General features: G+C 68.9%; 15 protein-coding genes and 1 pseudogene. All 16 read right to left on the minus strand.

What is annotated here, in order from left to right; translation table 11 throughout:
- Positions 1–4: 4 nt before the first annotated feature.
- Positions 5–934, minus strand: coding sequence for a signal peptidase I (lepB, locus tag BS329_RS02535; RefSeq protein ID WP_076155315.1), 930 nt, complete (start codon positions 932–934; stop codon positions 5–7).
- A 31-nt stretch (positions 935–965) separates the two neighbouring features.
- Complete coding sequence (gene rplS / locus BS329_RS02540) at positions 966–1,334, minus strand: 50S ribosomal protein L19 (RefSeq protein ID WP_005154717.1); 369 nt, start codon at positions 1,332–1,334, stop codon at positions 966–968.
- 184 nt (positions 1,335–1,518) lie between these two features.
- The gene (gene trmD / locus BS329_RS02545; RefSeq protein ID WP_076155316.1) at positions 1,519–2,283 is read right to left on the minus strand and encodes a tRNA (guanosine(37)-N1)-methyltransferase TrmD; all 765 of its coding nucleotides are present in this window, start codon (positions 2,281–2,283) and stop codon (positions 1,519–1,521) included.
- Entirely contained in the window at positions 2,283–2,795 is a 513-nt protein-coding gene (gene rimM / locus BS329_RS02550; RefSeq protein ID WP_020630592.1) for a ribosome maturation factor RimM, read from the minus strand. The genes trmD and rimM overlap by 1 nt, the downstream gene beginning before the upstream one ends.
- A gap of 17 nt (positions 2,796–2,812) precedes the next feature.
- The gene (locus tag BS329_RS02555) at positions 2,813–3,052 is read right to left on the minus strand and encodes an RNA-binding protein (RefSeq protein ID WP_003103110.1); all 240 of its coding nucleotides are present in this window, start codon (positions 3,050–3,052) and stop codon (positions 2,813–2,815) included.
- Positions 3,049–3,495 carry a 30S ribosomal protein S16 gene (gene rpsP / locus BS329_RS02560; RefSeq protein ID WP_061984478.1) on the minus strand — a complete coding sequence of 149 codons (447 nt, stop codon included), beginning with the start codon at positions 3,493–3,495 and terminating at the stop codon, positions 3,049–3,051. Before rpsP ends, BS329_RS02555 begins: the two co-directional genes overlap by 4 nt.
- Positions 3,496–3,654: 159 nt before the next feature.
- Positions 3,655–4,461, minus strand: coding sequence for a CPBP family intramembrane glutamic endopeptidase (locus BS329_RS02565; protein WP_076155318.1), 807 nt, complete (start codon positions 4,459–4,461; stop codon positions 3,655–3,657).
- Positions 4,462–4,498: 37 nt separating this feature from the next.
- On the minus strand, positions 4,499–5,269 hold the full coding sequence (locus BS329_RS02570; protein WP_084749336.1) for a CPBP family intramembrane glutamic endopeptidase: 771 nt from the start codon (positions 5,267–5,269) through the stop codon (positions 4,499–4,501).
- 57 nt (positions 5,270–5,326) lie between these two features.
- Positions 5,327–6,400, minus strand: a complete 1,074-nt coding sequence (locus BS329_RS02575) for an amidohydrolase family protein (protein ID WP_076155321.1) — start codon at positions 6,398–6,400, stop codon at positions 5,327–5,329.
- Between the two features lie 2 nt (positions 6,401–6,402).
- Positions 6,403–7,947 carry a signal recognition particle protein gene (gene ffh / locus BS329_RS02580; protein WP_076155322.1) on the minus strand — a complete coding sequence of 515 codons (1,545 nt, stop codon included), beginning with the start codon at positions 7,945–7,947 and terminating at the stop codon, positions 6,403–6,405.
- Positions 7,948–8,025: 78 nt separating this feature from the next.
- Positions 8,026–8,853: a hypothetical protein gene (locus BS329_RS44335; protein WP_244197011.1), complete on the minus strand. Its 828-nt coding sequence runs from the start codon at positions 8,851–8,853 to the stop codon at positions 8,026–8,028.
- A gap of 585 nt (positions 8,854–9,438) precedes the next feature.
- Positions 9,439–9,777, minus strand: a pseudogene (locus BS329_RS45355) (pentapeptide repeat-containing protein); the annotation flags it as partial.
- Between the two features lie 265 nt (positions 9,778–10,042).
- Positions 10,043–10,915 (minus strand): non-homologous end joining protein Ku, encoded by an 873-nt coding sequence (gene ku, locus BS329_RS02590; protein WP_076155326.1) that lies wholly within the window; start codon positions 10,913–10,915, stop codon positions 10,043–10,045.
- A gap of 50 nt (positions 10,916–10,965) precedes the next feature.
- Positions 10,966–11,358: a hypothetical protein gene (locus BS329_RS02595; RefSeq protein WP_076155327.1), complete on the minus strand. Its 393-nt coding sequence runs from the start codon at positions 11,356–11,358 to the stop codon at positions 10,966–10,968.
- 90 nt (positions 11,359–11,448) lie between these two features.
- Positions 11,449–12,291 carry an EamA family transporter gene (locus BS329_RS02600; RefSeq protein ID WP_076155329.1) on the minus strand — a complete coding sequence of 281 codons (843 nt, stop codon included), beginning with the start codon at positions 12,289–12,291 and terminating at the stop codon, positions 11,449–11,451.
- Positions 12,292–12,336: 45 nt separating this feature from the next.
- Positions 12,337–14,646, minus strand: a complete 2,310-nt coding sequence (locus tag BS329_RS02605) for a [protein-PII] uridylyltransferase (RefSeq protein WP_076155330.1) — start codon at positions 14,644–14,646, stop codon at positions 12,337–12,339.
- Between the last annotated feature and the right edge of the window lie 2 nt (positions 14,647–14,648).

Genomic DNA, 14,648 nt, shown 5'->3' on the forward strand with positions numbered 1-14,648 from the left:
GGCCTTACCGCCTCCGGTCGACCGCCTTGCGCACTCCGGACGACATCCGCCTGCCGAGGAAGACCACCGGCCACGCCGCGGCGATGCCGGCGCCCAGGGGAAGCCCCTGCTGCCAGGCAGGCGCGCCGAGCGCCAGTGGCTGCGCGTTCGCCTGCGGATTGTGGTCCGAAACCCCACCCCAGCGGCCGGGCGGGAGCACGATGACCCGTGCCTTGCCGATGATGTTGTCGACCGGGACGGCGCCGTTCACTCCGCCGCCACCCTGGAACCGGGAGTCGCTGGAGTTGTTGCGGTTGTCGCCCATCACGTAGACGTATCCGGCGGGCACCTTGATCGGGTCGAAGGTCTTCTGGGTGGTCCCAGTGCCCTCTTCCCAATGGATGTACGGCTCGTCGAGCGCCTTGCCGTCCACGACCACACGGTTGTCGTCACAGCACTGCACCGTCTGGCCACCGACCGCGATGATCCGCTTGACGAAGTCGCGCTCGTCCGGCGGCGCGAACCCGATCAGCGATCCCAGCGCGCGGAAGCCGCTGACGAAGATGTTGCCGGACTCCGGCGTCTCGAACTCGCCGGCCCACGCGGGCGGTCCCTTGAAGACCACCACGTCGCCAGGGCCGGGATCGGTGAAGTCATACGTGATCCGGTCGACCAGGATCCGGTCGCCCGTGCACCCGCTGCAGCCGTGCAAGGTGGTCTCCATGGATCCCGAGGGGATCATGTAGACCTTGGCGAGGAACTGCTGGATCAAGATCGTCAGCACGAGCGCCACGACGATCAGGATCGGCAGTTCCTTCCAGAACGACCGCTTCTTGTTGACCTTGCCGAATTTCTTGGAGCCGGATCGGCCCCGTCGGGAGGCCCTGGTGGGGCGCTCCTCTTCGGGGCGATCGGGCTCGTCTTCGGACGTGTTCTGGGACACGGGTTCGACCACGACGCCAGGTTACCTGTAACCGTGTGGCTACCTACTTGGCGGAGGTCGTCTCGCGGTTTTCGCGGCGTTCCTTGATCTTGGCGGCCTTGCCGCGCAGCTCGCGGAGGTAGTACAGCTTCGCTCGGCGGACGTCGCCGCGCTTGAAGACCTCGACCTCGGCGATGTTCGGCGAGTGCACCGGGAAGGTGCGCTCCACGCCGATGCCGAACGACACCTTGCGGACCGTGAAGGTCTCGCGGATGCCGCCGCCCTGACGACGCAGCACGACGCCCTGGAAGATCTGGTTACGCTCGCGGTTGCCCTCGATGACGCGGACGTGAACCTTGAGCGTGTCGCCCGGTCGGAAGTCCGGGATGTCGGAACGCAGTGACTGCGCGTCCAGCGCGTCCAGGGTGTTCATCGGTGGTCCGTCCTCGTCTTCGTATGGCTTACGTACAGCAGGGCGCGCAGTAATGTCTGCACTGCGACCTACCCGGGGGCTGATGGCGTTCCGGCGAACCTCGCGGCCTTAATTCGTGCTTACCGCACCAATCAAGTTTCGCGCGTCCACTCACGCCAACCTGTCAAGTATTGCAGACCGGGCCTCAGGTGTTCGAACCGGCCTCGTCGGCGCCCTCGTCCAACCGTTCGAGGACCTTGAGATCGTGCTTGTCGAGACTGTCTTCCGGCAGCAGGCCGATCAGTTCCGGCCTGCGCCGCACGGTGCGCTCCAGTGCCTGGTCGCGGCGCCAGCGGTCGATCAGCGCGTGGTTGCCCGAGCGCAGGACGTCCGGCACGGGCAGCTCCCGCCACACCTCGGGCCGCGTGTAGCTGGGGCCTTCGAGGAGGCCGTCGGAGAACGAGTCCTCCTCGGCGGAGCGCGAGTTCCCGAGCACGCCGGGCAGCAGCCGGACGACGGCCTCGACCATCACCAGCACCGCGGCCTCGCCACCGACCAGTACGTAGTCGCCGATCGAGACCTCGTCCACGGGCATCCGCCGCGCGGCGTCGTCGATCACCCGCTGGTCGATGCCCTCGTAGCGGCCGCACGCGAACACCAGGTGCTCCTCGGCGGCGTACTGGTGGGCCATGGCCTGGGTGAAGGGCCGTCCGGCGGGGGTCGGGACCACGAGGCGGGTGTTCTCGCCGCAGACTTCGTCCAGGGCGGGGCCCCAGATCTGCGGTTTCATCACCATGCCGGGCCCGCCACCGTACGGCGCGTCGTCCACCGCGCGGTGGACGTCGTGCGTCCAGTTCCGCAGGTCGTGCACGCCGACCTCGATGAGGCCGCGGTCGATCGCGCGTCCGAGCAGCGCGGCGCGGAGCGGGTCGAGGTATTCGGGGAAGATCGTGACGACGTCGAGGCGCATCAGGCGTCCAGCAAGCCTTCCGGCGGGTCGAGGACCACGCGGCCGCCCGCGACGTCGACCGCCGGGACGATCGCCTTCACGAACGGCACCAGCACCTCACGTCCGTCGTGCTCGATCGACAGCAGCTCTCCCGCCGGCGAGTGCACGATTTCGAGCACCTTGCCGACGAGTGTGCCGTCGGCGAGTTCGGCCCGCAGGCCTTCGAGTTCGTGATCGTAGAACTCGTCGGGGTCTTCGGTCGGCGGCAGCGTCGAGGTGTCCGCGATCAGCAAAGCGCCGCGAAGGGTCTCCGCGACGTCCCTGGTCAGCACCTCTTCGAAACGCACCAGCAGCCGCCCGCTGTGTTCGCGGGCGGCTGCGATGGTGAGGTTTCTGCTGCTGCCGTCACGCAGCTTCGTCGTGACGGCCGAACCGACCGCGAACCGCTGTTCCGGCGAGTCCGTGCGCACGTCCACCGCGAGTTCCCCGCGGATTCCGTGCGCCTTGGCGATCCGGCCTACTACGACATCCATCCCGTTATGGTCCCTGGTCAGCGATCGGTGTCGACGACGTCCACGCGGACGCCGCGGCCACCGATCCCACCCATGACGGTGCGCAGGGCGGTCGCCGTGCGGCCGCCCCGGCCGATCACCTTGCCGAGATCGTCGGGGTGCACGTGCACCTCGAGCGTGCGACCACGGCGAGTGGTCAGCAGCTCGACCCGGACCTCGTCCGGGTTGTCGACGATCCCGCGCACCAGGTGCTCGAGGGAGTCAGCGAGGAAGCTCACGCCTCGGCCTTGTCACCCTCGGCGGCCTCGGCCTTGTCGGCTTCGGCCTTCTTCGGGGCGGACTTCTTCTTCGGCGTGGTGGCCTCGGTCGACGGGGCGTCACCGGCCGCGGCGAGCGCGGCGTTGAACAGGTCCTGCTTCGACGGCTTCGGCTCGGCGACCTTCAGGGTGCCCTCGGCGCCCGGCAGGCCCTTGAACTTCTGCCAGTCACCGGTGATCTCGAGGATGCGCTGGACCGGCTCGGTCGGCTGGGCACCGACGGACAGCCAGTGCTGGGCCCGCTCGGTGTCGACCTCGATGAAGCTGGGCTCTTCCTTCGGGTGGTACTTGCCGATCGTCTCGATGGCCTTGCCATCACGGCGGGTACGCGCGTCGGCGACGATGATGCGGTAGTACGGCGCACGGATCTTGCCGAGACGCTGCAGCTTGATCTTGACGGCCACGGGTGTGGGTACTCCTCAGTTCTCTCTGATGCAGGTGGAAGGCGCACGAAAGCCGAGTGGGGACACGGCTACGCACACCCGAAGGTCCGGAGCTCGGGCGCGGTGAGAGGGTCCGGCCAAAGCAGGCAAGCGTACATTCTGCCAGACGCCGACAGGACGTCAGAACGCGGCTATCCCGAGCGAGGCGAGCAGGATCGTCACGGCCGGGAGGAAGTTGTTCACCTGATGGGCGACCACGCTGCCGAGCAGCCGTCCGGTGAACACCCTGGCCAGCCCGATCGGGATCGCGATCACCAGCAGCAACGTGGTGCGCAGCGGTTCGAGGTGGCTCGCCGCGAAAACGGCCGTGGAGACCAGGAACGCCGCGATCCTCCCCCAGCGTTCGGTGCGCCACTGGAGCCTCTCGACGGCACCCCACAGCAGGCCGCGGTAGATGATCTCCTCGCAGATCGGGCCGACCAGCCACAGGTAGATGAACATCACGACGGCCGCCGAAACCGACATCCGCCGGTCTTCCACGAGGGCGCTGATCGCCGAAGTCGCGTTCTCGTTGCCGACGACCTGCGTCCAGGCCCAGGCGGCGAGCGAGGTGAACCCGAGCCCCAGCACCCCGAGCTTGAGCCCGATCTTGACGTCGGCCCAGCTCCAGCCGATCCGGAGGTCGGCGAAGGGGCCGTTGCCGCGGAGCCGCGTGATCAGCAGGGCGACCCCGGCGGCGACCATCGTCGGCACCATCGTGCCCAGCAGCACCATGCGCATCGGCAGGGGCTGACCGGGCTGGACGTCGCCGAGCAGGACGCTGATGAACGCCGCCGACGCCAGCAGGACGGCCTCCACCAACAGGAAGGCCCCGAATCCCCAGCGATGCGGCGGTGGCGTGTCGGGCGCGGCCACCTCACCTCCGGCAGCGAGTTCGTCCGGCGGCGCGGCCTCGGGGATCGGCTCCCCTGGCTGAGATACGGTCACGCCGATCCTCCGGTGATCGTTCGGTTACTCAAAGACTCTAACCGCCAGGACCGGGGATCACCTCGCCCGCGAAGAGCAATACAGCCGGCGGGAGGTTGTTGGCGGCGTGCGCGATGACGGCCGCGCTCACCCGGCCGGACAGGTAGCGGGCGAGGCCGATGGCGATCCCCTGGCCGAACAGCGCGATCGTCCGTGCCGCCTCGCCGTGCAACTGGGCGAACATCAGCGCGGTGACGAGCAGGATCACCCACGAGGGCAGGCGATGGAAGCCCATCGCGTTCCAGAGCGTGCCACGGAAGAGCAGTTCTTCGGTGACCGGAGCGGCGAAGACGACGATGACCGCGGCCAGTACCAGCCAGACGGTGTCACCTTCGGCGGTCCCCGACAGTTCGGTGATCGGACTGGGTGAGAAGTCGTCGATGGACCTTTCGGCGCTGTCGGTCCCGTAGACGGCGAGCAGGAGCAGGTTGAGGAGGTAGCCGGCGGCGAGCGCGGCCGCTCCGCAGGCGAGCCCGATCCGGACGTCACGCCAGGTGGGTTTCAGCCCGAAGTCGGCGCGGATTCCCTGCCCCCAGACGCGGGAGCCGACCGCGGGGCTGAGGCCGAGTACGAGAGTCGGCAGGAACGCGAGGATCAGCAGCGGGCCGACGTCACGGAGTTCGAGCGGGTCGTAGCCGCCGAAGCGACCCGACATCACGAAGCTCATGACGAGCGTGACGAGGTGATACCCGGCGATACCCGCGAAGAACGCTACGAAGCCCCAGTGCGCTCCGAGCACCAGACGCTCGCGGGCCTGCCCGTCGTCCACCACGCCTCCAAGCTAAGCCGTGTCCCTGTGCCGCTCCGGTCACAGGTGGAGTCGGGGTCAGGCGTAGATCTTGCCACGCAGGACGATATGGCTCGGATGCCGGAGCACCGCGAGATCCTCACGGGGATCGGACGGGTAGACCAGCAGGTCGGCGGAGGCGCCCTCGACGATCCCGGGCACGCCGAGCCACTCGCGAGCCGCCCACGAAGCCGAAGCCAGCGCCTGTTCGGCGGACATGCCCGCCTTGTGCAGCGCCTCGATCTCGTCGACGAGCCTGCCGTGCTCGACCATTCCGCCCGCGTCGCTCCCCGCGTACACCGCGACGCCTGCCTCGATCGCCGTCGAGACCATCTGACCGACGCCGGCGTGCAGCGCCCGCATGTGGTCCGCGTAGACCGGGTACTTGCCTGCCTTGTCGGCGATCCCGGGGAAGTTCTCGATGTTGATCAGGGTCGGCACGAGCGCGATCCCGCGTTCGGCGAGGACGCCCAGCTGGTCCGGGAGGAGTTCGGTGCCGTGTTCGAGGCAGTCGATCCCGGCGGCGATCAACCCGGGCAACGCGGCCTGGCCGAATACGTGCGCCGTCACCTTGGCGCCCTCGGCGTGCGCGACCGCGATGGCCTCGGCGAGGACGTCGTCGGGCCAGAGCGGCGCGAGATCGCCGACGCCGCGGTCGATCCAGTCGCCGACGAGCTTGACCCAGCCGTCGCCGTCGCGAGCCTGCTCGGCGACCGCCTTCGGCAGCTCGGAAGGGTCTTCGAGTTCGATGCCGAGACCAGGGATGTAGCGCTTGCGCAGGGCGAGATGCCGTCCCGCGCGGATGATCCGCGGCAGGTCGGCGCGCGCCTGCAACGGCCGGACGTCGATCGGCAGCCCGCAGTCGCGGATCAGCAGCGTCCCCGCGTCGCGGTCGGTGATCGCCTGCGCGGTGGCCTCTTCGAGAGTGGTCGCGCCGCCGACCCCGATGCCTGGGTGACAGTGCGCGTCGACCAGGCCGGGTACGAGAAACCCTTCCCGGACAACGGTTTCCGCTCCGGCGACCGGTTCGGTGGTGATTCGGCCGCCGGTGATCCACAGCTCGCGGTGCTCGCCGTCCGGCAGGACGACCGCCGCCAGGTGCAGCGCCTCCACGGCTACTTTTCCTTCGGGAACTTGAACTTCTTCGGGTCGAACCCGGGTACGTCGTTCATACCGCCGAGCTGGGAGAGGTCCGGCATCCCGCCGCCAGGTCCGCCGGGCATCCCGCCCGGGGGCAGCATCGGCATACCGCCGGGGAAGCCACCGCGGACCTTGGGCTGCGTCGGGCCGCGCCCCTTGCCCTTCTTCCCCTTCTTGCCCTTGCGGTTCTTGCTGCCGCCGCCTCCGCCGCCGAAACCGAAGCGGCCCGCCATCTGCGCCATCATCTTGCGCGCCTCGAAGAACCGGTTGACCAGTTCGTTGACGTCGCGGACGGCGACACCGGACCCCTTCGCGATGCGCAGACGACGCGAAGCGTTGATCATCTTGGGGTCGTCGCGTTCGGCGGGGGTCATGCCGCGGATGATCGCCTGCAACTTGTCGAGTTGCTTGTCGTCGACCTGCGCGAGCTGGTCCTTCATCTGCCCCGCGCCGGGAAGCATGCCGAGCAGGTTGCCGATCGGGCCCATCTTGCGGACCGCGAGCATTTGCTCGAGGAAGTCCTCCAGGGTGAGCTGGCCGCTGCCGAGCTTGGCCGCGGTCTGCTCGGCCTTCTCCTGGTCGAAGTGCTGCTCGGCCTGCTCGATGAGGCTGAGCACGTCGCCCATGCCGAGGATCCGGCTGGCCATCCGGTCCGGGTGGAAGAGGTCGAAGTCCTCGAGCTTCTCACCGTTCGAGGCGAACAGGATCGGCTGGCCGGTGACCTGGCGGACCGACAGCGCGGCACCACCGCGGGCGTCACCGTCGAGTTTGGTGAGCACGACGCCGGTGAAGCCGACACCGTCGCGGAACGCCTCGGCCGTGGTGACCGCGTCCTGACCGATCATCGCGTCGACGACGAACAGCGTCTCGTCCGGCGAAACGGCGTCACGGATGTCCGCGGCCTGCTTCATCAGCTCTTCGTCGACGCCGAGACGGCCGGCGGTGTCGACGAGGACGATGTCGTGCTGGGCGCGTTTGGCCTCGTCGATGGCGCGGCGGGCGACGTCGACCGGGTCGCCGACACCGTTGCCGGGCTCGGGCGCGAACGTCATGACGCCCGCTCGCTCGCCGACGACCTGCAGCTGCGTGACCGCGTTGGGGCGCTGGAGGTCACAGGCGACCAGCAGCGGCGCGTGGCCCTGCTTCTTCAGCCACAGCGCGAGCTTTCCGGCGAGGGTGGTCTTACCGGCACCCTGCAGACCCGCGAGCATGATGACCGTCGGCGGGTTCTTCGCGAACGTGAGCCGCCTGGTCTCGCCGCCGAGGATGGTGACGAGTTCCTCGTTGACGATCTTGATGACCTGCTGCGCCGGGTTCAGCGCGCCGTGCACCTCGGCGCCCTTGGCGCGTTCCTTGATCCGGGCGATGAAGTCCTTGACCACCGACAGCGCGACATCCGCCTCGAGCAGCGCGATACGGATCTCGCGCGCGGTGGCGTCGATGTCGGCGTCGGAGAGCCTGCCCTTGCGAGACAGGGTCTGCAAGGCGGACGTGAGCCGATCGGAGAGGGTGTCGAACACGGGTGTGCACGCTCCAGCTGGGTCGTTGTGGCGTGCCGGTACGGACCGGCGGCTTCCCAGGGTAGTCGGTGTCCGGGGTCAGCGTTTGACGCGGTTGCGGACGGCCAGCAGCGTCAGGCCGAGCAGCAGCGGGCCGAGAACGCGCATGACCAGCCGCATGACCTCACCGAACGGGGTCAGGTCCTTCGGCAGCGACGTGAGTTTCGTTTCCAGCGAAACGGTGCTCTGGGCGACGTAGACGAGCGTGTCACCGAAGGCGGGCGTGGTCTTGAAGCCGCCTATCCGGAACCCGACGGTGACCAGGGCGATGAGGGCGGCGAGAGTCGCGAGGGCTCGGAGCGCGCGAAGGCCGTAGCCGGAGACGAGCCAGTAGAGGTGGAGGATGACGCGCTCGGACCACGGGGTGGCCGGGCTGTGGCGGCGCATCTCCATCTCGCCGTAGTAGAAGTCGGCGGCGCCCGGTTCGTTCTTGCTGTCCTCTTGTGCTTTGCGGAGCTGGCGGTAGAGGTCGGCGATGCGCCGGGGGCGAATCGCTTCGGGACTCTTACGCCGCCAAGCGGCCTCCTCGGCGAGGATCTGACGCCTTCCCCGTGAACCGAAGGGGCAATCGCCCTCGATCCGCAGTTCGTCCAGGTGATGCGCGCCGGCGAACAGGCACTTCGAGAGGTCGACGTCGGTGAGCACCAGATCCGCGACATCGGTTCCGCGAAGGGAGACGACGCCGGTGGCCGAGTCGGCTCCGGCGACCATCGACGGCTTGCCGAACACGGCACGTTCCAGATCGATCGAGGCGGAACCGGCCCGGAGCGTGACTCCTTCCTCGAACGCGGTCTCGGTACAGTCGAGTTCCTCCGCGTGGATATCGATGACCATCCGCTTGCGGAATTTCGTGTGCCGGAAGGTCATGGGGCCTCCCTCGACCGGGCCGAACCGCTCTTCCACTTCGAAATCGGCATCGTCGAAGCAGGTGTCGTCCGCGAAACTCACCTGCTGGAACCTGGCACTGCCCCCGAATCGGACTCTGTCGAATCTGGCGATCTGATGGAAGCCGCTCCTGCCGAACACCACCGCCTCGGCGAACTTGGCATCCGCGAAACTGGTGTACCCGTGGAAGTCGAGGCCGTCGAATCCGCATATTCCGAGGAATTCGGCATCATCGAACCAGAGATTGCGAGGAAATCCACCTTCCGGAAGAAACCGTACGCTTTTCTCGAAGACCGCGCGGCGAAAGAAGGTCTCGCCGCCGAAGCTCGTCGCATCGAAGCGTGTCTCGCGCTTGAAGACGGCCCAGTCGAACCAGACGGACTTCTCGAATCGCGCGGCGGCGAAGGTGTCACGCGCGTGTTCACTTTCCGTGAAGACCGCACGGTCGAACCTGGTGTTCCCGCGAAATTCCGCGCCCCGGAAGCTGATCTCTTCGCCCGTGAACCCCACGAACGACACGTTCCCGCCGAAGCGAACATCGGAGAAGGACGTTCGCCCGCGCAGGATGGTTTTCTCGAATTTGACCGGCCCTTCGAACTCCGCTTTCGAGAAGTCCGCTCCCGCGAAGCCGGCTTTTTCGAAGTTCGTGAACTCGCGAAACCGGGCCCCGGCGAAGTCGGCGCGGCCGAAGAGGGCACGGCCTTCGTCGTCCCTCACCGCTCGATTGAGCTGCTTCACCAGCTCCGGGGTCATCTCGGTGTTGCGAAGATCGACTCGCGAACCCGGACCGAGACTGTCGAAGTACCGGCGCTGTTGCTCTCGGTTCAGGTGAGCCAGGCAACGATCGTCGCTGATATGGGCGCCTCGGCACCACTCGAGAGCGCAGGTCCGCCAGGACATGTCCATCGCATGGTTCTAGCGCATTCACGCGAACAGGGCTCCGGGACCGGTCGCCCCTCGCAGACCGGTACCGGAGCCCCTACGGAAGACTCGCCTCCCCGCGAGCCGACCGTAAGCACACTTGGCGAGCTTCGCGGGACCTCGTATCGCCGGACCCCCAGTACCAGGCGATTCGCTGCCCGCGCTCTCTCCGCGCGATGACATGACAATGCCCGGTCAGCGCGGGGTCACGGCAGCGTGAAGACCCCCAACTACCCCTGGGTAGAACTACTCAACTGGTCTTGGCTCGCGACTTTGATGACGACGAAGCCTTCTTTGCCCGCGTACGCGCCTCTCGCGCCTTACTCGCGGCCGCCTTGGCCTTCTCGACGGGAACGCGGTCTGCCTCGACGGCGCTCTGCTGCAAAGCCGCCAGCAGCCGTGTCACGCCCTCTGTCTGCTCCGCGGCGGTCGGCTGGAGGACGTCGTCGCCGTCCAGCTTGGCCTGGATGAGCGCTTCGAGCGCTTCCCGGTAGCGATCGGTGTACCGGCCGGGATCGAAATCCCGCGTGAGGTCTTCGATCAGCGAGACCGCGTTCCGCAGTTCCCCGCGCCGCAGCTCGACGTCCTCGTGCAGGAACGGGAAGTCGGGCCGCCGGATCTCGCCGGGCCACAGCATCGTCTCGAGCACGATCACCTGGTCCCGCACGCGCAGCGCGCCCAGCGTCTCACGCTGCCGCAACGTCACCTTCACGATCGCGATCCGCCCGGACTGCTGGAGCGCCTCGCTCAACAGCACGTACGGCTTGGTGCCCGCCGGCTCCGGTTCGAGGTAGTAGCTGCGCGCGAAGTACGTCGAGTCGACCTGCTCGGCCGGGGTGAAGCCGACGACGTCCATCGACTGGGTGGTCGGCGCGAGCAGCGACGCGAAGTCCCCGCCGGTCAGCAGGACGACGTCGCCACCGGGCACGGGATACCCCTTGGCGATCTCGGCGGCGGGCACCTCGGCCCCGTCGACCTCGCAGACCCACTTCACCCGCACCCGGCCGCCGTCCGGCTCGTGCACCTGATGGAGGGGGATGTTGTGCTCTTCGGTCGCGCTGTACGCCTTCACCGGGATGGCGTAGGTCCCGAATCCGATCGTGCCTTTCCACACCGTCCGCATGGCCCACCTCCGCCTGGTCAGCGTATCCACGCGCCCAAGCGGCGGGACAGCTACAAACGGGTGTCAGGGGCGACTGATTCGCTCACACATTCGAATGACGGACGTGATTCGGCGAGTGCTTGGGCCGAACAGTCGACAGCCGTGGCGGCCGCCCGGAGTACTTCCGCGACGACTTCGACGTCGATGCCCCTGGCGGTGGCCAGCACTCCCTCGCCGCCCCCCTCGACCCGGCCCGCCATGCCTTCGAGCGCGATGGCCAGCGCCTGCTGGCCCGCGACGAGATGCCGGACCACCTTGAGCAGTTCGGGCACGGTCGCGGCGGTACCGGACGCGGTCAGGCTGACGGCGAGGTCGTCGGCGCACGCGCGGAGGTGGGAGGCGACCACGGTCGGCGGCAGCGTGAGCCGCTGCGGTCCCGGCGGGTTCTGCTCGTGGCCCAGCACGCGCTCACCGCCCTCCGGATCCTTCGGGTCTCGACGGCGGACATCCTGCCACCATCACCCTCCGCCACTCGCGCGACACCCCGATCGAGGTCAGCCGACGCCGAGCAGAACCACCGCGGCCGCCGCTCCGGCGAGCCCGGCGGCCTGGATCCGTGACGGCCGCTCACGCAACGCCACGATGCCGAGCACCACCGGCACGACCGGGTAGAACGACGCGAGGACTACGGCGATCGTGGTCAGTCCCTCCCGAGTGGCGAACAGATAGAGCATCAGCGAAAGCGCGGCGAAACACCCGTTCAGCGCGGAAAGGACCGCCAGGCGTGGAGGAAGGCGCAGGCCGCTCCCCGACGGCAGTGCCATGGGCACGACCGTCAGCGTCGCGGCGAGCCTGCTCGCCACCAACGGCCAAAGACCGGCTTGCGGCGCCGCCTGCGCGAGTGCGAGGTACTGGACGGCGAAACCCACGCTCGCGATGAGCGCGAGGCGAGCGGCGGGCGTCGTCCCCTGTTCCTCGCTGTGGCCGGAACGCGACACCGCCCACAGCGCGCAGATCGCCAGGCCGATTCCGAACCAGGCCGGCGCCGGGGGGCGTTCGCCGAGTAACGCCACACCGGCGATCACCGGCAGGGTCACGCTCCCCATCGCGCTGACCGGCACCACGATGCTCAACGCGCCACTGGCCATCGCCCGGAACAGGAAGACCATGCCGATGCCCGTGCCCACCCCGGACGCCGCGCCCCAGCCGAGGTCCGGGAGGGACGGGGCCTCCGGCGTCAGCAGCGAAGCCGCGCCGAGCATGAAGACGAAACCGGCCGCCTGCCCCGCGAACGCGACGGCGACGGAGTCCGCCCTCCGCGCGAGCAGGCCGCCCGCGAAGTCGACCAACCCGTAGGACAGCGCGGACCCCAACGCGAACAGGGTGGGATTCGACATGCCACTGACCTACCCGGCGGCCGCGGGTTCAAACGATCAACGGGGTCAGGACGCGGCGGCCAGCAATGCGGCTTCGATCTCCGCCCGCCACGCCTGGTCGACCCGTCCGGTCCGCGGCGCGACGGCGAACGAGTCGACGACCGCGCCACCGAGGGTGGCCACCTTCGCCCAGCGCACCTCGGCCTCACATCGCCGCAGCGCGCCCGCGACCCGGTACAGCAGCCCGATCCGGTTCGCGGCCCGCAGTTCGACCACGACCGTGTCGTGCCCGCTGGTCTCGTCGTCGAACCAGATCACCTTCGCGTTCGCCGTGGGCGTCTCGCCGTAGTCCCGTTCCTTCGCCGCGAGCCGCTGCGTGAGCGGCATCGTCCCGGCCACCGCCCGCGCGAACTGCTCACGCAGCAACGTGACGTCGGGCAGCGAGCCGAACTTCGGCGACGCCGTGAACACACCCGCTCGTCCCCCGTCGTGCCCGCGCAGCACCGCCGCGTGGACCTCCAGTGAGTTCAACGCGAGCACTCCGGCGGCGGGGGCCAGCAGTTCGGCGCGGGCCGGAACCGCGAGCACCACGGTCACGACCTTGCCAACGGCCGAGATCCGCACCTCGCCGCGTCCGGAAGCGACGGCTTCGGCGACGAGTTCCCGTTGTTCGGCGCCCATCGGCTCCGGCGGCACGAAACCCTTGCCGTGCAAAGCCTCTTCACAACCGGACACGAGTTCGGCGAGCAGCCGGGCCTTCCAGTCGGTCCACACACCCGGGCCGGTGGCCAGCGAATCGGCCGTCGTCAGGGCGTGCAGCAACTCCAGCAGGACCGGATTGTCGTCGAGCGTCTTCGTCACCCGCGCGATCGTGGCCGGATCGCTGAGGTCCCGCCGTGTCGCGGTGTGCGGCAGCAGCAGGTGGTGCCGCACCATCGCCGCCACCAGTGCCACGTCGGCCTCCGGCAGTCCGAGCCGGGCCGCCACCTGGGCGCTGATCTTCGCGCCGAGTTCGGAATGGTCCGCGTCGCGGCCCTTGCCGATGTCGTGCAGCAGCGCGCCGATCAGCAGCAGGTCCGGCCGCGAAACGATGGTCGTCAGTTTCGACGCCTCGACAGCGGCGCGCACGAGATGCCGGTCGACGGTCCACGAATGCACCGGTGACCTCGGCGGGAGGTCCCGCACCGCACCCCATTCGGGGAACAGCCGCGCCCACAACCCCGTCCTGTCGAGTGCCTCGACGGCGTCGACCAGGCCGTCTCCCGCGCCGAGCAGTTCCACCAGTGCTTTGAGGGCGTCGGCGGGCCACGGCGCGCGCAGTTCCGGGGCCGTCTCGGCAAGCGCGCGCAGGGTCCCGTGCGCGATGGGCTTCCGGATCCGGGCCGACGCCGCGGCGACCCGCAGCAGCAGCGCCGGATCCTTGGCGGGCACCGCGTCCCGCGCCAGCGCGACCTCGTTCCCGTGCAGGACGACACCTTCGTCGAGCGGCGTCCGCACCGGCCGCCGCCCGAATCGCGCCCTGGGTGGTTCCACAGTGGACCGAAGCGCGACGTCGACCGCGTACGCGATCGTCCGGCCGACACCGGAAAGCTTGCGGGCCAAGGTGAACCGGTCGCCGAACCCGAGTTCGCCCGCGATCGTCTCGGCCTCAGGCGCGCTGAGGATGTCGCGCTCCCGGCGCACTTCACGGCGCAATTCCGTCCGGACGTCGAGCAACAGCGCCTTGGCCGCCAGCAGTTCCTCGCCAGGCCTGGCGGTCAGCTGCGCCGACGCCAACGCCTCCAAGACAGCGAAGTCGCGAAGCCCGCCTCGGCCGTGTTTGAGATCGGGCTCGGCGGACTGCGCGATCTCGCCGCTGCGAGCCCAGCGCTGCCGCACGGCGTCCGAAAGTTCGCCGATCCGCTTCCTTGCCGTCCGCCGCCACTGGTCCCGTGCCGCGTCCGCCAGCCTGGCGGTGATCTCGGCGTTCCCGGCGATAGGGCGGATGTCGAGCAACCCCATCGCGGTCCGCAGGTCCTCGGACGCCACCTTCAGCGCCTCACCCGGCGTGCGGACCGAGTGGTCGAGGCCGATCTTGGCGTCCCACAACGGGTACCAGATCGCGTCGGCGATCTCTCCGACACCGTTGTCGCCGTTGTGCAGCAACAGCAGGTCGAGGTCGGAGAAGGGCACCAGTTCGCGGCGCCCGAGGCCGCCGACCGCGGCCAGCGCGACACCGGGTTCGGCGGTGTCGACGCCGGCCGCCGCGGCGCCCTTGCCCAGCCAGAATTCGTAGAGGTCGACCAGGGCCGCCCGCAACGCGGCCGCCCCCAGCCTCCCGTGCCTGCCCTCGAGCAATCGCTCGGTGGCCTTGACCAGCTCACCCCCGTCGGCCATCC

Source organism: Amycolatopsis coloradensis, from assembly GCF_001953865.1.
Taxonomy (GTDB): Bacteria; Actinomycetota; Actinomycetes; order Mycobacteriales; family Pseudonocardiaceae; genus Amycolatopsis; species Amycolatopsis coloradensis.